This is a genomic window from Methanobrevibacter sp. (assembly GCF_017447225.1).
GTDB lineage: Archaea > Methanobacteriota > Methanobacteria > Methanobacteriales > Methanobacteriaceae > Methanocatella.
The window spans coordinates 22,204-42,462 of record NZ_JAFSNZ010000111.1 but is presented as its reverse complement, the minus strand read 5'-3'; the positions used below and the strand labels follow the sequence as shown (position 1 = coordinate 42,462).

The 20,259-nt window shown below is 31.9% G+C and carries 34 protein-coding genes; all 34 read left to right on the top strand.

Annotation, left to right across the window (positions count from 1 at the left end):
* The first annotated feature begins 98 nt into the window (after positions 1-98).
* The 34 genes from IJQ68_RS10540 to IJQ68_RS10380 all read left to right on the top strand — a co-directional run bounded on the left by IJQ68_RS10540 (position 99) and on the right by IJQ68_RS10380 (position 20,240).
* Positions 99-1,334 (top strand): hypothetical protein, encoded by a 1,236-nt coding sequence (locus IJQ68_RS10540; RefSeq protein WP_292800333.1) that lies wholly within the window; start codon positions 99-101, stop codon positions 1,332-1,334.
* A 41-nt stretch (positions 1,335-1,375) separates the two neighbouring features.
* Entirely contained in the window at positions 1,376-1,525 is a 150-nt protein-coding gene (locus tag IJQ68_RS10535) for a hypothetical protein (RefSeq protein WP_292800331.1), read from the top strand.
* Entirely contained in the window at positions 1,522-1,656 is a 135-nt protein-coding gene (locus IJQ68_RS10530; protein ID WP_292800328.1) for a hypothetical protein, read from the top strand. The genes IJQ68_RS10535 and IJQ68_RS10530 overlap by 4 nt, the downstream gene beginning before the upstream one ends.
* On the top strand, positions 1,649-1,990 hold the full coding sequence (locus IJQ68_RS10525) for a hypothetical protein (protein WP_292800325.1): 342 nt from the start codon (positions 1,649-1,651) through the stop codon (positions 1,988-1,990). Before IJQ68_RS10530 ends, IJQ68_RS10525 begins: the two co-directional genes overlap by 8 nt.
* A gap of 2 nt (positions 1,991-1,992) precedes the next feature.
* The gene (locus IJQ68_RS10520; RefSeq protein WP_292800322.1) at positions 1,993-2,154 is read left to right on the top strand and encodes a hypothetical protein; all 162 of its coding nucleotides are present in this window, start codon (positions 1,993-1,995) and stop codon (positions 2,152-2,154) included.
* Complete coding sequence (locus IJQ68_RS10515; RefSeq protein ID WP_292800319.1) at positions 2,151-2,777, top strand: hypothetical protein; 627 nt, start codon at positions 2,151-2,153, stop codon at positions 2,775-2,777. Before IJQ68_RS10520 ends, IJQ68_RS10515 begins: the two co-directional genes overlap by 4 nt.
* A gap of 270 nt (positions 2,778-3,047) precedes the next feature.
* Complete coding sequence (locus IJQ68_RS10510; protein WP_292800316.1) at positions 3,048-3,389, top strand: ASCH domain-containing protein; 342 nt, start codon at positions 3,048-3,050, stop codon at positions 3,387-3,389.
* Between the two features lie 4 nt (positions 3,390-3,393).
* Positions 3,394-3,570, top strand: a complete 177-nt coding sequence (locus tag IJQ68_RS10505; RefSeq protein ID WP_292800313.1) for a hypothetical protein — start codon at positions 3,394-3,396, stop codon at positions 3,568-3,570.
* On the top strand, positions 3,570-3,743 hold the full coding sequence (locus IJQ68_RS10500) for a hypothetical protein (protein ID WP_292800310.1): 174 nt from the start codon (positions 3,570-3,572) through the stop codon (positions 3,741-3,743). The genes IJQ68_RS10505 and IJQ68_RS10500 overlap by 1 nt, the downstream gene beginning before the upstream one ends.
* 23 nt (positions 3,744-3,766) lie before the next feature.
* Positions 3,767-4,156, top strand: coding sequence for an HNH endonuclease (locus IJQ68_RS10915; protein ID WP_369334613.1), 390 nt, complete (start codon positions 3,767-3,769; stop codon positions 4,154-4,156).
* Between the two features lies 1 nt (position 4,157).
* Positions 4,158-4,487, top strand: a complete 330-nt coding sequence (locus tag IJQ68_RS10495; RefSeq protein ID WP_292800308.1) for a hypothetical protein — start codon at positions 4,158-4,160, stop codon at positions 4,485-4,487.
* Positions 4,484-4,870, top strand: a complete 387-nt coding sequence (locus tag IJQ68_RS10490) for a hypothetical protein (protein WP_292800305.1) — start codon at positions 4,484-4,486, stop codon at positions 4,868-4,870. Before IJQ68_RS10495 ends, IJQ68_RS10490 begins: the two co-directional genes overlap by 4 nt.
* Before the next feature lie 20 nt (positions 4,871-4,890).
* Positions 4,891-5,133 carry a hypothetical protein gene (locus IJQ68_RS10485; RefSeq protein WP_292800302.1) on the top strand — a complete coding sequence of 81 codons (243 nt, stop codon included), beginning with the start codon at positions 4,891-4,893 and terminating at the stop codon, positions 5,131-5,133.
* A complete protein-coding gene (locus IJQ68_RS10480; protein WP_292800300.1) occupies positions 5,130-5,597 on the top strand; it encodes a hypothetical protein in 468 nt (155 codons plus the stop codon). Before IJQ68_RS10485 ends, IJQ68_RS10480 begins: the two co-directional genes overlap by 4 nt.
* A gap of 46 nt (positions 5,598-5,643) precedes the next feature.
* Complete coding sequence (locus tag IJQ68_RS10475; RefSeq protein WP_292800297.1) at positions 5,644-5,937, top strand: hypothetical protein; 294 nt, start codon at positions 5,644-5,646, stop codon at positions 5,935-5,937.
* 82 nt (positions 5,938-6,019) lie between these two features.
* Complete coding sequence (locus IJQ68_RS10470) at positions 6,020-6,253, top strand: hypothetical protein (RefSeq protein WP_292800295.1); 234 nt, start codon at positions 6,020-6,022, stop codon at positions 6,251-6,253.
* A gap of 267 nt (positions 6,254-6,520) precedes the next feature.
* On the top strand, positions 6,521-6,775 hold the full coding sequence (locus IJQ68_RS10465; RefSeq protein WP_292800292.1) for a hypothetical protein: 255 nt from the start codon (positions 6,521-6,523) through the stop codon (positions 6,773-6,775).
* Complete coding sequence (locus IJQ68_RS10460) at positions 6,768-7,160, top strand: hypothetical protein (protein ID WP_292800289.1); 393 nt, start codon at positions 6,768-6,770, stop codon at positions 7,158-7,160. The genes IJQ68_RS10465 and IJQ68_RS10460 overlap by 8 nt, the downstream gene beginning before the upstream one ends.
* An 86-nt stretch (positions 7,161-7,246) precedes the next feature.
* On the top strand, positions 7,247-7,801 hold the full coding sequence (locus IJQ68_RS10455) for a hypothetical protein (RefSeq protein WP_292800286.1): 555 nt from the start codon (positions 7,247-7,249) through the stop codon (positions 7,799-7,801).
* Positions 7,761-9,074: a PBSX family phage terminase large subunit gene (locus IJQ68_RS10450; protein ID WP_292800283.1), complete on the top strand. Its 1,314-nt coding sequence runs from the start codon at positions 7,761-7,763 to the stop codon at positions 9,072-9,074. Before IJQ68_RS10455 ends, IJQ68_RS10450 begins: the two co-directional genes overlap by 41 nt.
* On the top strand, positions 9,071-10,354 hold the full coding sequence (locus IJQ68_RS10445) for a phage portal protein (RefSeq protein WP_292800280.1): 1,284 nt from the start codon (positions 9,071-9,073) through the stop codon (positions 10,352-10,354). Before IJQ68_RS10450 ends, IJQ68_RS10445 begins: the two co-directional genes overlap by 4 nt.
* Positions 10,351-12,087, top strand: a complete 1,737-nt coding sequence (locus IJQ68_RS10440) for a minor capsid protein (protein WP_292800277.1) — start codon at positions 10,351-10,353, stop codon at positions 12,085-12,087. The genes IJQ68_RS10445 and IJQ68_RS10440 overlap by 4 nt, the downstream gene beginning before the upstream one ends.
* 11 nt (positions 12,088-12,098) lie before the next feature.
* Positions 12,099-12,395 (top strand): hypothetical protein, encoded by a 297-nt coding sequence (locus IJQ68_RS10435; RefSeq protein ID WP_292800274.1) that lies wholly within the window; start codon positions 12,099-12,101, stop codon positions 12,393-12,395.
* An 89-nt stretch (positions 12,396-12,484) separates the two neighbouring features.
* Entirely contained in the window at positions 12,485-13,000 is a 516-nt protein-coding gene (locus IJQ68_RS10430) for a hypothetical protein (RefSeq protein ID WP_292800271.1), read from the top strand.
* 589 nt (positions 13,001-13,589) lie between these two features.
* On the top strand, positions 13,590-14,669 hold the full coding sequence (locus tag IJQ68_RS10425) for a hypothetical protein (protein WP_292800268.1): 1,080 nt from the start codon (positions 13,590-13,592) through the stop codon (positions 14,667-14,669).
* A 4-nt stretch (positions 14,670-14,673) separates the two neighbouring features.
* Complete coding sequence (locus tag IJQ68_RS10420; RefSeq protein ID WP_292800265.1) at positions 14,674-15,912, top strand: SpaA isopeptide-forming pilin-related protein; 1,239 nt, start codon at positions 14,674-14,676, stop codon at positions 15,910-15,912.
* 38 nt (positions 15,913-15,950) lie between these two features.
* Positions 15,951-16,379, top strand: coding sequence for a SpaA isopeptide-forming pilin-related protein (locus IJQ68_RS10415; RefSeq protein ID WP_292800262.1), 429 nt, complete (start codon positions 15,951-15,953; stop codon positions 16,377-16,379).
* Between the two features lie 31 nt (positions 16,380-16,410).
* Entirely contained in the window at positions 16,411-16,992 is a 582-nt protein-coding gene (locus tag IJQ68_RS10410) for a hypothetical protein (RefSeq protein ID WP_292800259.1), read from the top strand.
* A 2-nt stretch (positions 16,993-16,994) separates the two neighbouring features.
* Complete coding sequence (locus IJQ68_RS10405; RefSeq protein WP_292800256.1) at positions 16,995-17,333, top strand: hypothetical protein; 339 nt, start codon at positions 16,995-16,997, stop codon at positions 17,331-17,333.
* A gap of 8 nt (positions 17,334-17,341) precedes the next feature.
* Positions 17,342-17,785, top strand: a complete 444-nt coding sequence (locus tag IJQ68_RS10400; protein ID WP_292800253.1) for a hypothetical protein — start codon at positions 17,342-17,344, stop codon at positions 17,783-17,785.
* A 28-nt stretch (positions 17,786-17,813) separates the two neighbouring features.
* On the top strand, positions 17,814-18,434 hold the full coding sequence (locus IJQ68_RS10395) for a hypothetical protein (RefSeq protein ID WP_292800250.1): 621 nt from the start codon (positions 17,814-17,816) through the stop codon (positions 18,432-18,434).
* Complete coding sequence (locus IJQ68_RS10390; protein WP_292800248.1) at positions 18,431-18,685, top strand: hypothetical protein; 255 nt, start codon at positions 18,431-18,433, stop codon at positions 18,683-18,685. Before IJQ68_RS10395 ends, IJQ68_RS10390 begins: the two co-directional genes overlap by 4 nt.
* Positions 18,686-18,687: 2 nt before the next feature.
* Positions 18,688-19,842 carry a hypothetical protein gene (locus IJQ68_RS10385; RefSeq protein WP_292800245.1) on the top strand — a complete coding sequence of 385 codons (1,155 nt, stop codon included), beginning with the start codon at positions 18,688-18,690 and terminating at the stop codon, positions 19,840-19,842.
* A gap of 2 nt (positions 19,843-19,844) precedes the next feature.
* Positions 19,845-20,240, top strand: a complete 396-nt coding sequence (locus IJQ68_RS10380; RefSeq protein WP_292800242.1) for a hypothetical protein — start codon at positions 19,845-19,847, stop codon at positions 20,238-20,240.
* The last annotated feature ends 19 nt before the right edge of the window (positions 20,241-20,259 follow it).

The window sequence follows — 20,259 nt, the reverse complement described above, 5'->3', positions numbered from 1 at the left end:
TTTTATCAATATATGATATAATATAACAATGTTAATATTTTAAAAAAGGAAAAAAGAGGCCGATAAAAATGAACGAAAACAAAAAAGAAGCATTAAAAATGTTTCTAGAATACATATTCCAAGAAAACGAAAATAACACTGAAATCAACAACATCGTTGAAAACTATGTCAATAAAAAATTACAAGATTATTTTGATATAGTTGCTAACAAAATAGATGAAATCAATAACGAAACTACCCAATTAAAAAAAGATTTCCAGGAATTATCTACAATAGATGACAAAATCTTAATAAAATTAGATGAAATTAAAAAATCTGTTAAGACCAAACCAATCACAAATGATTTTAATGGAATGCCTTCTCTTGAAGTAAAACACACTACAAACACTTCAAACGGATCCAAAAGTAAAAAGTCAACTGAGGAAATTGTACTAAATAAAAATGATGAAAACGTATTAAAATGTCTTCCTGAAATGACTGAAAGTGAATGTGAGGAATACTTTAAAAGAATTCGATCTAAATTCGAGGGTATTACTGGTAGAAATTTAACTAAAAAGTTAATTGATGAACCAACTGTTCGAAATATTTCTAAAAAACTAGGATTAACTTCATCTACCGTGAATAATACGTTTAAGAAAACTAGAACGATGAAAAATATTCGTTTCATGTCTGTCAATGATATACATAATGCTCCTATTATTTATGTTAAAATTATTCCTGATGCTGTAGATGAAGGCTATAAAGGGGATGGTGTGTATCAGTTTAAGCAAAGATATAATAATATTGGTTTTGAGTTGATTAATAATTTGTATATTAAATCAAAACGTGGTAAAACTTTTGATATTAATGCTAAGCAGTTGAAAAAGTTAGCTAAGATGGTTGATGGTAAAGTTTTAACTAATGGTTTGTTTGATGAGTGTTGTACTTATCTGGCAACTTGTGGTGTTCATAGTTCTTCTTTTGAATGTATTATTTATCATTTGGTTAAAGGGCATTTTAGTATGATTTTGTCTAAGTATGATAAATATTTGCGTCAGGTTAATAATCCTCATTTTGAAGTGTATAATGGTACTTTGAGGGTTAATGGTCAGGAGACTAAGTTGAATGTTGATGAAGTTAAAAAGATGTTGGATGGTATTCCTTATGGTTATTCTGATGATGTGCTTGAGGAATATGTTCGTGAATTGATTGATAAGAATCCTTTTTGTCCTTCTGAGTGTATTCGTTTGATTGTGGATAATTATGATGATTATCAGTTGAAGGTGCTTTTGAAAAAGGAGGATAAGTTTGTTGAGAATAATCCTCAAAAGAGGCGTGAAAAAGGGTTTATTTAAAAAATCCTTTTTCAATTATTATTTCTAGGAGTTAAGGTAAAATGATATGTCCTGATTGTGGAGCTAAAATTATTTTAAAATGCACCAGTAATTTTCATGGTGTTTTATCCAAGTATTGGAAGTGTCCTGTTTGTGGCCATGAACATGAAGAAACACAAAATAATATTCTCGGTGAGGTGCTTTTGAAATGAAAGTTAAAGATTTGAAAAAATTTGATGAGGAGAAGTATGTTTTAATTGATGCTGGTGATGAAGTCTTTGAAGTTAAAGTGGATCATGAATCTGATGTTGCTGTTTGGTTACGGGTGATTGCTGATGAGTGAAAGAATAACTCTTCCTGGTGGAGATTATGATAAAGTTAAGTCAGGTCAAAAAACGATGATTGTCCGAACTCCATCTTCCAGGTTGAATGTCCGGGTTAATGATTGGGTTCCTATGAGATTCAGTGGCAGGGATGATCATGTTGTTGTTGAGATTTCCGGTATTGAGTGGGTCAGGTTTTCAGAGTTATCTGATAAAATTGCATGCAAATGTGGTTTTAATAATTTGAGGGATTTGAAGAGGTGTCTGTTGGATAAGTTTGTTACTTTGGATAATGGTAGCATGTTGTATTTGTATGGTTTTGAAGTGATGGGTGTTTGTGAGAAGGTGAAATAATTATGGTTGATGATAAGGTTCGTGTTACTCTTCGTGTTCCGGAGAGTGTTTTATGTGAGTTTAGGAGTGTTGCTAGTAGTAGGACTTTTAGACCTAATTGGTTGAGTTTAGCTGCTGAAGAGGCTATGAAGGATTATGTTCTGAAGTATGGTGGTTGTTTATGACTAGTCAGGCGGATTTGGATATGAGGTTTAATAATATGGCTCCTGTTTCCAGGAGGGTTTGTTCCCGTGCGGATATTAAAAATTTGATTAAGAAAATTGATAGTTCAAAGCAGGTTTCATTGAATGGTTGGATGTTTTGTAAATTTTATAATGATGAGCAGGTGGATTGGATTATTGATGCCATTACAGATACATTAAATAATAGTAATGGGTCTTATTTTGCATTATTGGATTTGAAAAACTCATTGAAAGGAGGCAATATTGAAATTCTAAGAAGTAAATACGCTACTCCAAAACTGTTAAAATATTCCTCTACAATGAATGTTAACAGTATTTATGATGCAAATAATGGTAAATGTTTCATTCCTGTTACAGCATCTGAGATACTGGATCTGATTCTGGATATTAAGAAAGGGCGTAATGTTGATTATATTCTGAATAGTTATGAATTTTATCATAAGGATATGAATCGTGAGTATCTGGAACGTTTCATTGACGCTTACAAGCATAAAGAGTTGCATAAATTGATTAAATTTATTTGCAAGAAAAGTAACTTGGAAGGTGGTTTTGTAGACCATGGAATAGGTGTAATAAGAAATCGTAGAGTGGAGGATTATCTTTAATGATTGATAGAAGATTTGTGTTTAAGGTGGCTGATTATATGCTGCCTAAACCTACTCCTAAAAAAGAGTATGGTCCTTTTGATGATGAGCGTGCTGAAAGTTTAAAAGAATTAAAGATTATTGTTGAGGGTTTTCGATGTTGTTAAGTGAATTTGTTCTAGGTTTTGCCGAAAATTTTAGTGTGAAACATATCAGTGATGTGGATCATGGTGTGTTTGTCGAATGCATAAAAGATGATATTTATCTAGTTAAAAATGATGATGTGATAGGATGAGTTATGTTGTACATGAATCTCAAAGTGAAATTAAATTCAATAAGGAATATTATCCTGTAATCCGTGATGGTGTTAAAACTCAAACATTAAGGATAGCACGTAAAAGATTAGATGTTCAGGAAGGAGATATTGTAACTGCAGTTTTTCCAGGTCTTGAAGATACTTTAAATATTAAAATTTTGAAGATTGGTTATAAGCAATTCAAATCTCTTAACTTGGATGATGCTGTGCGTGAAGGTTATGATTCATTGGCTGATTTGAAGAATGATTTGATTAAAATTTATCCGTTAATAACTCGTTTTGATAGGTTATATTATTATCAGTTTATGGTGGTTTAAAATTATGAATCGTTTGGAAGATGAATTAGCAGGTTTGGATTCAACAATAACTGTTGTTAAATCATTTTTATTATTCAAGAAAAACATGGATTATGAAACATGGTGCAGTCTTCATGAGTATCTTGATGAATTAAGTGCTCGTAGGAGTAAATTGTTGGATAAAATTGGGGTGATTGTGTGATGAGTGTAGATGATTTCCATAGATACTTGTCTATGATGTGTTATAATTATGGATGTTGGGATAAAGATCAAGTCACAAAAATCATCAAAGACGAACTTCAGCATGCATCAGATTATAAGGATGAGGACCATTTGAAATGGGCAATCAAAAGAAGATGCCAGGCAGAATGCTAAACATATAATGGTTGGGTTTATTGATGAGTAGGAATATTCATAAAAACAGGAATTACTATGATTTCTGCCATACAGTGGATAAGTTAAGAAAAGAAGATAATTCCTGTTTTATTTGTGGTTCAAAAGTGGAGATTGAACCACATCATATAAGAAAAGTCAAGCAGTCACGTGAAAGCTACAGTAATGAAGAAAACATTGTACTCTTATGCAGGGATTGTCATTTGAAATATCATCGTAAGCATAAGACTGTGGATACGAAATCGTTTATTGATTTTGTGTTGGAGATGCGGTTGGGTACTAAGGATAGGTATAAGCAGTCTTTGTTTGATTTGAAATGTGAGCGTGAAAAGTTACGTGCTGAGAATAGAAAATTACGTCAGAATTTAAGTTATTTGAGTGGAGGTTGTTTTTAATATGTATTGTGAAGCAACTATTAAAGTTAAACTTAATTGTTGTAATCAAGATTCTGCTGAAACCATTGTTGAAGGAGTGATTAATCATTTGAAAGAATTTGAGGATTCAGCAATTGTGTTTGTCGAGAAACCTGTGTTATTATCAATTGAGGAAGTGGGTATTGATTGCTGCTCTTGTAAATATTATTCTGCTGAAGAGCAGATTCTTGGTGATCGAGGCTTTGGAGTAGAAACAATGATTAAACATTTCTGTGATAAAAAAGGAGCTGAAATAATTCATCCGTTGGATGTTGATTTTTGTGATGATTATGAAGATGGTGATTCTGTATGAGTGAAAAAGAACGATATTTCCGTATTGATTATGATGAAGAGTATTATATATTTGATTCAAATAAGCTAACGAAAAAAGAAGTTGAAGAGAAAGCAGAGTATAGTTATGATGTTTTTAGCAATTCATTAACAAGCGAAGAGATTATTGATTTGTTAAATGAAAACGATGAGTTAAAAAAATCAATGTTTGAATTAGGCACTATTCATGCAGATGAGATGAATAAAATAGATGATAAGATTGTAGAATTAGAATGTGAGAATGAGCAGTTAAAAAAAGAATTATTTGAAACAAAAAGAGATTATTTGATTGAAACTGCCGATATTAGTGATAAACCATATTTAGAAAAAGAATTAGAAGAATTACAAAAGGAGATATTTGGATGAGTCAAAATAATAATGATATAATGACAGAATGTCGAATGAATTATGAAGCATTATCAAAAAGCTTTTATGAACAACAAGGTGAATTAAGACAAGCAAAAGAAGAAATAAAATTCTTAGACCATCAAATTCAGATGCTTGAAAGAAGAAACACTCGACAAGCAAGACACCTAGAAAAAATTTACAAATTAATCAGAAATAAAGAATGGGATAAATTAACCGCACTATACATGGACACAAAACAAGACTATGAGGAGATAATATGAGCCTAGAATCAACAACCAAACTACTGAAAAAATACAATAATTATGTGCCTGGAGAAAAAAGAACACACAGACAAGAAAAAATCCACAAACAAAAACAAAGACTACAAGAAAAACACCTAATAGCAGATGAACTACTAAACGAAACCAAATTCCTAATATTCACTGAATATCAAAAACAACACATACATTACTTAATAGATAAATTCCAAGACTTCCGCAAACTACACGGAAACTGCAGCAAAGAAGCAATAATATTAACATTCATATTCTATGTTGCAAAAATAAATGAACCAAAATTGAAATTATGCAATTATCGTGTCACAAAAAAATATGGATTGACAGATAATGTTTTTGAATTGATTATCTGCAGGTTAGTTCAAGCATTGTTGTCTGAGTCTAAAATTGTTCCAGTAGGAACTACAAAATATGATCAGGATTTGTTATATAGAACAGGTCAAAGATAAAGTATTATAAAATTAAAATATAAATTAGATAAGTAGAGGAGTTTATATGGAGTTAGAAGTTGGAAATTGGAATATTAATTATTTATATGGAAAACAAAAAGCTAGAGAGTTATTTAATAAAATTCCAAAAAATGAATCAGAAATTATTTTAAATTTTAAATGGATTTTAAATGTGGATTGGTTTTTTGCAAGAGAGTATTTATTACTTAAAGAAGAGTTTCAAAAAACTATTAGTGAAATCGAAATGGATAATCGGGTTAAAGAAACATTTGATATCATTAAAAATTTGGATTATCATTGTAGTGATGAAGAATTTATTCAGTTATTTGTTAGTTTTTAATTTCAATTTTCTTTTTTTATAATTTTTTCATTAATCTTTCCACTAAATCCCTATAGTATAGTGAGGAGGATTGAAGTTAAAATTGAAACAAAAAACACATACTCAACATATTACAGAAGGGGAACCTACAGATGAACTGGACATTAACATCTTAGACGACCCGGAACTTTGCCCAGAATGCCGAACACGAACCATTATTCTAGACGAAGAAAAATGTGAAGAGTACTGTACCCAATGCGGCACAATAACAAGAGCAGCATCAAGATATGTTGCCGGAAAACCGATAGAATTAGCCTACGGGCTAATCATAATTTAAAATCCAGCTATATAAAATAAATTTTTAACTAATATATTACAATTTCCTACAGTTTTTTTGCTAATTTTCATCAAATGAATTATTCACGTTGATTTTAAGTTCAATTCCCTCCCTCAAAAAAATATCTTACCTATGCTGATGATTATAAAAAAGACAGTTTTTAATGGTGTGGAAGACTAAAAAAAACTTTAAATTTATTTTTTTCTCCTAATGCTGGTTCAAATCCAGCCATCAGCAATAATAAAACTAAATTGGGGATGCTAAAATATGATACAAACATATAAATACAAATCCAAAGCAGCCAATGCAATAGTTTTCATTGCAGGACTAATAACATATATTGGAAAAGATACTTTAGCAGAAATATTGCCTGAAGAATTCGCATATCTTGCACCAATACTTGTCCTATTGGCAGGTTATCTGGTAGTCCAGGCAACAGAAAACACACGTGTAGAAGTTGCAGAACAAAGAATCATAGAACAATACGCTCCAGCAAACACTGGAGTTGATGACATTGACTAACCATAACTGTATTCATGAAGAAAGATTCGCATCTATCGAATCAGAAATAGCAGAAATAAATGCAAGATTAGACAGTAAAAAAGAAGATATTCATCAGATACAAATTGAAAAGGATCGTCAGCAAAGACTCCAAACAGAACTTATAGAAAAAGTCACACGTGTTACTGTGTTATTAGAAGAAGGGCAAAAACAACGCTCAGCAAATAATAAAAAAATTGAGGATTTGGAAGATAAGATTGATGATTTACAAAAAGAAGTATCTAAGTATCGTAATGATATGACTGATTTTGTTAGTAGTCAAAGAAGTTTCCGTAATACGATGTTGGCATTAATACCTGTAATCTCAATTATTGTGGGTGTTGTGTTACACTTCATAAGAATATGAAACAGTGTTTCGAAACACTGTTGTGAAACAGAACAACTTGTTCCGGAACAAGATGAACAAAAATTTATTATGACATGGTGATGAACATGCCGCCACAAAGTAAAGTATCGCAATCTCCCTATTATAATCAAATACTCGACTGGATAGATGAAGGTAAATCTTCAAGATGGATATCTCGTGAGTTGAAAAATCAATTTGGTGAGAGTATTGGTCATGGTGCAATAAGCAATTTCAGAAATAAACATATCAAAAATGAAGCTTTAGAAATTGTAGATGCTCAGTTAAAAGAAGAATCTAAAACTGTGGATTCCAAGAAAAATGAAGTAATCCAAAATACTGCTAATCGTCAAATCAAAGGTAACTCTCAAATTAATGGTCTTGCCGATGCTACTGCAAGACAATATCGTGGAGTTTTGAATGTTGCAGAAAATTTTGAAGAAGATTATTATGCTTTAAAAAGAGCAGCTAAAAATGAAAATAGTAAAGTCAATGAAAAAGATGTTGCTGATGTTAGTTTTAAAGCAGTTAAACTAGCACATGATATTCAGAATGGCTCATCAATGGATAATAGTATCACTGAAGGTTTTGGAGAGTTAGCAGATGCCATTCGCAAGAGCAAAGAAATTGCAAAAAAAGGTTAAGCCTTTTCAATATGGTTTGTTTTCTCCTAAAGCTTTAGATTTTTTGGAAAATAGTAATGCTTTTGTGAATATTCTTCATGGATCTGTCAGGTCTAGTAAAACTGTCACTGCTGATGTGCGGTGGTTGGATTTTATTGCTAATAGTCCTCATGATGAATTTTTAATGACTGGTAAAACACGTGACACGTTGGAGAGGAATGTGACTCGTGACCTTATTAAAATGATTCATAATAAGCTACCTTATGATTATAATAAGTTTGATGGTTATTTTGATATTGGTGATAAGCGTATTTGGTTGGTAGGTTTTAATGATGAAGGTGCTACTGATAAGATACGTGGTATGACTGTTGGTGGTTGGTATAGTGATGAGACTGCTACTGCTCCGGAGTCAGCTATTAAAATGGCTATGAACAGGTGCAGTTTGCCTGGTGCTCAAATGTTCTGGACAATGAATCCGGACAGTCCTTACCATTACATTTACAAGGAATACATTAACAATCAGGAGTTAAAAGATAAAGGGGTTGTTAAGGTATGGCATTTTACTTTGAGGGATAATCTTAATTTATCTCCTGAATATGTTGAGCATTTGAAGTTATTGTACAGTAAATCACAGTTACAATATAAAAGATATATTCTGGGTAAGTGGGTTATTGCTGAAGGTGCTATTTATGATATGTTCCTGGAATCAGAGAATACTTTCGCGAATATGCCTAAAGTTCATGAGATTAATATCTGCTGTGACTATGGTGTATCGACTGTTACTACTTTTGGTGTTATGGGTATTCAGAAGAATTTGGATAAAGGAAATTCCTATTATCTTTTAGAGGAAACTTATTATGATGCTGAAGTAATAGGGGTCACACAATCAGATAGTGAACGTGTAGATGACATTATCAAATTACAGAATAAATATCATTTGAACAGAAACAACACTCTTTTTCTACCTCACGACGCAGCAAGCCTCAAAACAGCATGCCAAAAAGACGAAAGAATATTGATGAAAGTAAAAACATATGCACCTGACGTATATGAAGACATTGGAATAATCCAAGATTTAATAAAAAATAGAAGATTCAAAATACACGAATCATGCATTAATAGTATTGAACAAGCTCAAACTTACAGTTGGGACAAAAAATCCCAGCAAAGAGGTGAAGACAAACCACTAAAAGTAGATGACCACTGCCCGGACATGTGGCGTGGTGGAATCTGCGGTACAATGAAAACAGCTAAAAAAGAAATTTATCATGCTTCAAGGAGATTAAAATTATGAATTTACGTAATAGAATAGTTAAAGGTTTAATGAACTTACCTAATATTCGAGAGCCTAAAATTTCAGAGGCTGAAAGATTACATAATCTCCGAAGAGGTTACCTATGGACATTACAGCCAAGAGTCAAAGACATAGGCTTAAACATTAGCACTTACTTTGATGCAGGAGACATGCCCTGGATAAGAGTATGCAGAAGGGTAATAAAAAATCGTGTATTGGGATTGGGATACAGGATAACAAATCCCAATGAACAGTATAACCAACCTTCAACTGTTAATTATCTGAATAATTTAATGAAAAATCCAATGGGTGTTTATGCAGATGATTTTTATGAAACTTACATTGACAGGATGTGGGATAGCTTCTTAATATGTGGCGATGCATTCGCAAGGGTCCATTATGATGAAGTATTCGACAATGTTCCTGTCGGATTGGAATATCTGCCTTTTGAGTGGATGACTTATCATTATGATACGGATCAGTGGGGATTAAAATACAATGATACGCGATTTGAAACTGATGAGATTATACATTTCAGTGAACCAGGTATTCGTGGTGAGAAATGGGGTTCATCTCTTATTGATTCTTTGGCCAGATATTTGACACTCCAAATCTATGGCTTAAAATTCAATAAAAGCATTTTTGAAAATAATGGTATCAATCCAAATGCAGTACTAAATTATGATATTAATATTGATCCTGATGATTTGGAACGTGAATTGATACGTTTGGAAAAGGACCGTAAAGAAAATCCTAATGGTACATTGATTGTTCAAGGAGCCGAATATATCACGACCCAATCCACTAATAAAGAAATGCAGTATATTGAACTTGAAAATCTTGTAAGAGATATTACCTTAAGCGTTTATGGTGTCACTCCAGCAGAAGCAGGAATCATAGAATCAGGTAATCTTGGAGGAGGAACCGGCCAATCCCAAAAAGAAACCGTAAAAGCAAACTTATCCGGTTGGTTGAAACTCTTTGAAGGCAGCCATAATAAAGTATTTGGCCGTTCCGGTTTTGAAGAAATCTTCAAATTCAAAGAAATAGACTTGGAAGATAAAGAAAAAAGAGCCAACATTGAAGATAAAAAATTACGTAATGGATCTACTTTTGTAAATGAAGTAAGGGCCGGCTACGGATTGGACCCGGTAAGTTGGGGTGATGTACCATTAACTTATGGTGCAACAATGAATACTTTAACTCCTGATGATGCGGCTGAAAAACAATATTATCGTAAAGCATTAGCTTTAGAAAGAATAAGAACTGATTATAAATGATTACCTCTACAGAAGACAGAATATCCACTAACAAATTACTTTTAGATATTATTGATTTCGATAAAGACTTGTTTGATACTTCAACTTTATCAACCGAAGAAATCAGATACTATAACAGTATCACACGTGGATTCGACAAACAATTACAATTCTTCATAGACTGGCTAGACAGTGATGAAGCACGTAGAATATTCTATGAAAATGAATCCTACAATGAACGAGTCTTTGAAAAGATTGATAATGAAATCAAAAGTATAGTTGGAGATACCAGTCTCACAGCTGATGAAATCATATCACATATCTATGATTCAGGACTACAACATGGTGCTGATGAGATAAGAAGAACCAAATACTATAACGATGCAACAAAATTTGGTTTAGAATTCTTACAGGATTATAACTTTAGCTTAATCAGTAATGTTAATGAAGACTTAAAAAATCATATTCGAGCAGAAATATTTATAGGTATTGCTGCTTCTGAATCAATGCCTGAAGTAGCCAAACGAATACTTGATGCTACAGATAATTCATTGACTGGTAAGACATTGTCTGCTCGTCAGCGTGCTATGATGATTGCTCGTACTGAGACTGCACGTGCAATGACACAGGGTCGTTTACAGTCTTATGCTAACTATGGTGTACAGGAAGTTAAGATTTTAACTGCAGGTGATGATAATGTTTGTGCAATATGTAGAAAAGCAGCAGACAAAATCTATCCAATAGAAGAAGCTAGCAACTTAGTACCATTCCACCCTTTATGCAGATGCTCAGTTACAGCATATATCAGACATGGAATATTAATTGGCAACCCCTTAGTGGATGCATCGATTGTTAATTTAACTCCTCAATCATTCATGGATAAACTTAAAGAAAAATTAAGGAATATTCGTAGAAAATTCCAATATCGTGCTCTTAAAACTCCTGAGGATGTTGCTAAATTTTATAAGTTAGAGTATAGAATGGATGGAAATAAACATATATTTAAAGATAAACTTAATGGAACTGAAATTATCATTGATGAGTATTATGTTGTCGGAGAAGGTGCGATGCGAAAATATATTGATTTTACTAATTCGGGTAATGGAAAATATAATTTAAAAGAAATTATTAAGATTTATGAAGATGCCCCCCAAATACTTAAAAAGGCGACTAATCAAATTTTATTCACAAAAATACTAAAAAATAAACCTAATGTCTGCGGGTCATCATTACCCATATATGATGGAATCATTAAAGGCATTAAAATTCATCCAAGAGCTTTTGAATGTAATATTTTTAGCAGAGGAAATGTTGCTCAAACATTATATCATGAAATGGGTCATTGTTTAGATTATAGTTTAATGAACCAAATTTCAGCCAATGCTTGGTTGTACCCACAATATTTTACAAATAAGGAATTAAGAAAAATATATAATGGTGAAGATAGATATAGTATATCAAAAAGTATGGGATTTCAAAAAGCATGTGAAAAAGATCGTGCATTTCAGTATTTAAATGGATTTCCTATTGAAGAATCTTCATGGTATGGTGCGACAAATCAACCTGATAATTGGGCTGAAACTGTTAGTATGGTTGCATTTAATGAAATGGACAATGTAGATATGGCAGTACTTGAAGATTATCATAGGAATTCTATATCATTGGAAGAATGGAAAAAAAGAAATCCATATAAATATAATTTTGCTCTTAAAAAAATTAATGAAATAAAAATGTCTGGTTTCACAATGATTTGAGGGGTTTCTTAATGAGCATAACTATCAAAGAATTATTGGATAATTTTGATTTGCATCTTAAATTACCTGATCATATACTTGAATTAGAATTCGATGAAAATTATAATAAATTTTCTAAAAAATATGATCCGGATTCTCAGGATGAATATTATGAATTTATTAGTGATGATAAAAAATATATGATTTCTCTCTCTTCTCCTAGTGAAGATGGTATGTTATATCATTTTGCTTTGCTTAATGGTGTAAGTGGGCCTGGAAAGGGATATCGATATAATGATAAATTAGCGATTGCTATTGAATTAAGTTAATTTTATGGATAGTTACTACTAACCTCATATCAATAGTTAAAACACCACAACTTCATAATTTTATGAATTACTTAATGGGGGCATTATTAATGTCTGAATCTGAGGAATTATTATTAACATTATTATTCCGTAATTATGATGAAGAAGTGGCTCGTAATGAGTTAATTGATTCTAAGAATAGTCAGATGATTGTGTTGACTGGAACTATGTTAACATTACAAGCAACCTTATTCACAACAGGTTTGTTGAATGAATTTGTTTATAGTCACATTCCTAGTTCTCTTAAGATGTGGATTTTTGGATTGTTTATTGGTTCTTTGATAACCTCTGTGGTATCTATGATTCTTTTTATGTTGGCATATAAATTTGTGGGAACTTTTAAGCAAGCTCCTACTGCAAATTATGTAGAAAAAAGTTATATTAAAAAGAGGGAGTATTCTGCAATTACTGATAAACTTTTTAAGAGACTGCCAAAAACTATAGATAAAAATAAGAAAATCATGAAAAGAAAAGTTAAATTTGCGAATATTGGCTTTGTATTAATTATAATTAATATTGTGATGATATTATTATTTGTTTCATTGTTAATTTATTGTTTTATTTAGGAAAGGTCAATCATTGACCTTTCTGTATTTCTCCTTCAAATTCATCATCGTCATCATCATCGTGGATGTAGACATTCACTATCATGTGTTATCACCTCCAATTAATCTATTTAATTATTATTGTTAATTTATCTTTATGGTGGAAATAATCTTGGCGGGGTTCGATTCCCTGTTCCACCAAAAAAAACAATTATTCTACAAGTAAAGAGTGGTCTCTTACAATAAATGTAGAATAAAAAATGATAGACACATTGTCTTTTTTTGCTTTGTCCACCCAGAGTAAACTGGGACAACAAATCCGTTCTTTTACAAATTCTTTCAAAAAACCTAAAACAGCGTCTTTGTATAAAAAACCATTTTTTTACTCTCTGGTACCTAAAAAAATTTTAGGGAATTATTCTCTGTGGATTAATTTTTTTTCGCCTTCGATTTTTCCTTTCCACTATTCAATGGGGATAATTCCTCTTTTTTTAGGTTAAAAATTAAAAATAATGTGGGATAATTAATTACTTTTAAAAAATAATATTTAGAAGGGTTTGAATCCCTAATCCCACTCTAAAAAAACTTTTTATGTGTAGTTGATGTAATTATGACAATTAAAGCAATAAATGAAAACGATATGCGATTCAAATTGTATGTCCCATCAGACTTAAACAAAAACTATGAATTGAATGAAGATGGAACATTAACAATTGAAGGTGTCGCATCCACCACCAATAAAGATCTCCAAGGAGACATTGTCTTACAATCAGCTATTGATTCCATGAAGCATCAATTAACTACAAGTCATAAGAATCTTCATGGTGATCATGAGTACAAACTCTTCGATGGCATCATCGGTGCTATCAAAGAAGTTGTAGACAGTGCAGATAATCTGTTGAAAATCAAAGCCATTATCCGTAGCAAGTATGCTCAAGAAGTAAAAGAAATGCTTGATATTGGTATTAATCTCGGATTAAGTATTGGTGGTAGAGTAACGGACTATAACCCAATTAATAATGGGTGGGAGATAAAGGACATAGACCTTTTTGAAATTAGTCTAACTGGAATGCCTGCAAATTATGATACATTTGGTACTGTAACAACAACTAAGAATAATATTGTTGAGGCTAAATGTTTAGCAGGTGCATGTAATTTAATAAGAAAAAAATATATGGGGGATAATAATATGCCTGAACCAAATCCAAATCCTAATCCTCAAAATGATGAAGTCATGACTGAGGAAAAAGTTAAAAGTATCTGTAAAAATTACATGAATGAATATCTTGCTGAAAATCAAGAAGCAATTCAATCAGCAGCTATTGAAGCATGTAAAGCAGATGTTGAACGCATGATTGATGATAAAATTAAAGAATTAACATTACCTTCAGAACCACAAAATAATTCTGGTGAGGGTAGTGAGAAAGATATCGCTGAAATATTATCTGATTTCAAAGATGAAATCAAAGAAGAATTAGGTAAAAATGTTTTCACTGAAGAAAACTTCAAAAAAGGATTAGCAGATTTCATTAAAAATGAAAGGAATCCTGAGCCAACTCCAGCACCAAGAAATACTCCTGGTGATGAAGCTAATAAAACATACACTGCTGAAGAAATCTTCAAAAACATTCAAACTCAAAACAAATCCAATAGCCTATTCAATAGATTAGGTGCTAATATGGAGGAATAAGTATATGTCTGAAGAAGTAACTTTAGAACAATTAAAATCACAATATGTAGATTTAGATAAAGGATTACATGAATTACAAAAAGCAATGCAAACTACAACTAATGCTAATGTTGTAATGCCTGTTGAATATGATCCACAATTAAAGAAAAGAATAATTCAACAAACACCGTTCCTCGAATTCTTAAGAGGACAAGGATGTGTAACTTCAACTGATAAAGTTAAAGTTGGATACAAAATCAAACATAACAACAATAAAACCAACTTCATGAATGAAACAGATCCAATTGTTGAATACACTCCAAACGATTATGATAAAAGAATCGCTTACATGAAAATCTTACACCAAAATGTTAAAATTGGTGACATTGCCGAAGCAGCAGCTGAATTCGATTTATTCAAAGATGATTTGGATGATGCATTAATCGACATGGCAAACACTCTAGATTACACTTTACTTGAAGGTGAAGGTACAGCAGAAGCAAAAGATTTCAAAGGAATCTTTAAAAACATTCACACTAACACTTTCAATCTCGGTGGAGACTTATTAACCAAAGATGATATTGTATCTGCATTTGATGCAATTGTGGAAGAAAATGGTTTCCCTGCAGGTCTTGTTTGTACTGCTGAAGTTGCCAATCAAATCAATGATATCTATTTCCCAGGAACAACCAAACCATTAGAATATGAAATGACTGGGGGTTACAAAGTAACTGGAATCTACAGTTCATCTGGAAATATTGTCCCAATCATTGTTGATCCACATATCAAAAGGGATGAAGGAGAAAAATTAGCTATTGTTGATACTTCCAGTATTAAAGTTAAAGAATTCCAACCTCCAACTATGGTGCCATGGGCTAAAACAGATTTATCAACCAGCCAATCCATTATTCAAGTTATCACTTCATATATGGATGCAGAATATACCAATGCAATGATTACTGGTATTGGTCGTGATGAAGACAGAACATTAAAAACCAGAACTGGAAAAATCTTATTCAGATTCCTTGGAACTGATGCAAAACCAGTTGGTGGATGTAAAATACAATTCACTAACGATGATGGTGATGTATTCAAATCAGGAACTTCTGACAACCGTGGTTTAGCTGAAATGTTACATGTACCATTCGGTGACTATGAAGTTGATTATGATACAGTACCATCTGGTTACACTAAAATCAATGTTGCTGATTACACTGTTTCTGCTAGTGAAGCTCGTGTTGATTTAGTTTTAACCAAAGACTAAAAATCATTTTTTTTTAGAATAAAGGAGGTAGATTTTTTATGCCTATTGAAATGCCTCCATTCTCTAAAATTTATAAATCAAGAGATGGAGCAGATAAATTTTTTTATGATAAACTATGTGAAGTAGTGGATGCGGTTAATGCAGTAACTGCAAGTGAAACTTCAACAGTTACTTTCCAGGTATTGGATGATAATGGAGATGGAGTTGAAGGAGCACAGGTAACATTAACATCAGGTAACACAACTTATAAAACTGGTGACACTGGAAAAGCTGGTGGAGCATCAATTCAAAATGTAACTTATGGAGTTTACGATGTTTCCCTTGAATTACCTGAAAATTATAATGCTTTAGCCAATTATGATAAAGTCACTGTAAATTCAGATACTGTTAAAGTGAATTTAACTGTCAATAAAAAAGCAGCCTCAACCATTATAGATGGTGATGATGAGGTTGATGATGATTTTTAAAGTAATAAATTTAGTATAGGAGGTTTGTTAAATGCCAGGAATAGACACAGCCTCATTACAAACATTTCTAACCTCCAACAATATTATTTCTTTAGAAGATGAAAACCCAGATATTTCCAAATATGGATCATTACTTCAGCTTCAAATAGATAAAATAGCAAGTGAAACTGGATTAGAATTAAATCCCACCGCTCATACGGATGTTGATTTTAATTTCAACTGGGAATCACAGGATTATAATGTCCGATATTATCCTGTCAATGAGATACATCAAGTTAGAGTAGACAACAAATGTATCTGTCCAAAAGATTATATTTTGGATAAGGATAATGGTAGATTACATTTTCTAAAGAAACTGCCTAAAGGAGAAGCATTAATTGTCGAATATATGAGTTGTGAATCTGATTCTTATTTCAACTCAAAAGTTTTACCTTTAGCTTATGACATGCTCCTATATAGTTTAGACAAATCTCCAACAAAAAATGCATCAAGCATCAAAGAAGGAGATTTAAGTGTTAATTATGATACAAATACTTCTTTAAATGCTATGATAATTAATCGTTTAAATGATTTAAAGAATAGTAGAAGAGGAGTAGTAACAAGGATGTTATAACCATGCCAGCATTTTTCAACAATACCCTAATACAATTATATTCTTTTGAAGAAGGAGAATATGATGATTACGGAAGAAAAAATAACTACTCATTAAAAGGAGAATATTCAGCTGATATCCAACCATTATCCCCACAATCAAGCCAACAAATCTTCGGAAAGATATTGCAAGACACATATAAAATGTATCTCAATAGTAATGTTCCCATCGAAGATACAGACATAGTAAAAATACCTGGAGAAGGTACTTTTGAAATATTTGGATCTGTGGAAACATGGAATCATGGCTTGATAAATCATAAAAAAGTAACATTACAAAAACAGCGAAAAGAGTTGATTTAAAGATGTCAATGAGTGTTAATGTTACAGTTGATTTCAGTGATAAATATAAAAAGATTGTTGGTGCTCAATATGATAAAATTGTTGATGAAGTTTTAACAAGAACAATTGTTGAAGCAGATACAATCTGTCAAAGAGAAGCTCCAGTTGACACAGGAACATTACGCAGAAGTATTGGAACATCACATCCCAATATGGGTACAGTATGCTTAACGGCAGGAGTGAAATACTGGGTTAATGTTCAATATGGTACATCAGCACATACAATCACTCCGAAAAATAAGAAACTACTTGCATGGCAGGGTGAAGATAAAAAAATGCATTTTGCACGTAAAGTTAATCATCCTGGAACAAAAGCTAATCCATTTGTCACAAGAACTGTGAAAAAAGTAAAAGGTAAACGATTATTTGAAATTAATTTTAATGAAATACTTCGCATGAAAGGAATACTCTAAAAAATAATAATTTTGGTGGTGAATTCAAATGTATCCTATGGAAAAAGCATTACTAGATTTATTAAAAGGATACATCTTCTTAGATAATACAAAAATTCCAATTATCAGAAGATTAAAACCAATTGACAAAACTCCATGTATTACCATTCAACAAGCTGCTGAAGTTCAATTATCTCGCAGATATTTAAATAAAAATGATTCTCAACTCATCGGTTTAAAGAATAATGCTGAAATATGGATTAACATATGGTGTGACACAGAAGAAGAAAGACACTCACTAATCAACCAGGTAACTAAAAGAATATTTCAAGCATTAGGAAACCATTACACAACATGTGCTAATTTTAATAAAGAGAATTCAATGTGCAGCACATTAAATCATGAATGTGAATCATTAACAGTTAATAATGGTAGGAGTGTCAAAGGACAATGTCCTTATCCTAAAAAATATAATTATTGTAATTGGTTCCATCATCACCATATTGTAAAGAATAGTTTTAAGATATCTGGTAGAAATGATATGGATGAATTAGACATAGCAGAACCAGTTCTTAGAACATTAATTCAATTGGATATGGATTATTACTTAACACATGATTTAGGTGGTATAACTTTTAATGAAATACAACTTAATGAGGACTTATTATGACATCTAAAAAGAATACAGATGAAAAAGAAATTCAAAAAACTGAAACTGCAAATAAATTAACTTTATTTGAAGCAGTTCAAAATCATGAAGAACAAAACCCTGTTATTATTGGGGCATTGTCAAAAGCAGGTTTATTAAACAAATATCGTCATGAACAACATGCAATCATTACTGGTACTGAAGATATTAATCCAAGTATCACAATGAATGAATTAGATAAAATTATTAAAAAATTTTTAAAAGGTGAATAAATATGGGTATCACAATAACTGAAACTCCAAAAACTAAATATGTAGAATCTGATTCAGATCCAACTTTATCAGGTTCTGGTGCAGAAATACCAATCATCATAGGAATCTCTGGAAATGAAACTCCGAAATCAGGAATCCAAAAATTCGATGATTATACTGATGCTTGTAAAACATTAGCTAATGGTGGTATTGGTACTGATACTTCCACAAATCCATTACTTGCATTTCTTGAAGGATTTTTTGCTGAAAGTAAAAAGAAATCTTCTGGTGATTTGAAAGTACCTTATGTGTATGTGATTGATTTAGGAAATGCTACTGTTAAACAGGGTAGTGCTTGGACTTCTGCTTTTGAATTAGCAAAAGTTAAAAGAGAAGTGCAAGTTGAAGTATATGTTGGATTCAAAAAAGACACTGGAATAACAGCTAATGATTTTATTGCATTACTCGAATCAGCAAATCTTTACATTGAAAAAGATAGTGAACATGGTAACCCAAGAATTGGATATTTCACAGTCCAAGGATATTCCACTACAGAATTAAAAGCATTGACTACTAGTGATTCCAATAAAATCCAACAATCAAGAATCATATTAACAGAACCTGAAAAATTTGCAAGATATGTAGCAAGAATATGCACTACACATTACTCAGAAGAACCTGGATTCTATGAAATGCGTTCTGTAAAACCCGGAGAATTCCCAGAATTAACAGAAACTGAAGCAAAACAATTACAAAATGCAGGTATCATCTTCGGTCAAGATGAAAAAGTAGGCTCAAGATTAATCCCACGTATCAATCTTGCCGTATCCACAGCATTTGCAGCTAACCCAGATTACAGGCCAAATGACTCATGGTTACATGCAAGAAGAAATACTGACCAGTTAATCAGAGAAGGATACGAAATCATATTCGAACAATTAAAAAGAAACGAAACTGAAATCAACTTATCCTACTTACAATCTGATTTAGATGTATTAGTCGATGATAAAATTAAACTCGGATACATGATGGATGGAACTAAATTAACTGTTAAAGAATCTGTTGATGACCCAACAGACTTATTAATAGAAGGTGTAGCAGTTCCAGTCAACTCAAGTTTAATCATAGAATTTACAATGTATGTTAAAGAACCAAACACTATTGCTGGAGGTAGATAATTATGGTTACAATAGATCCAGATAATAACAAATATGATATGGGTGAATTAAGATTAGATAAAGAACCTATTGTCAGTGAAGAATTCACAGTAGACTTAAGTTCAGAAAATGAAACTAAAACTGCAACTAACAGTCGTGACCCATATCGTTACGCTGGCGGAAAAAATGAATACGAATGGAGTGCGTCCGGAGTTGCTCCAGAACATTATCCATTATTACGTGAATACCAAAGAACACGTAAAAGCTTCCCAATCGGAATTTACAATTTCGATGATGACGGTGACTATGAAGAACAAGGCGTATTAAAAACCTGTAGAATTTCATCCATCAGCCGCAGTCAAGGTGAAGATGGTTTAACTTTAGATGTTGAAGGAACAGCATTATCAATTAAAGATTAAAATCTTAAAAACAGATTTT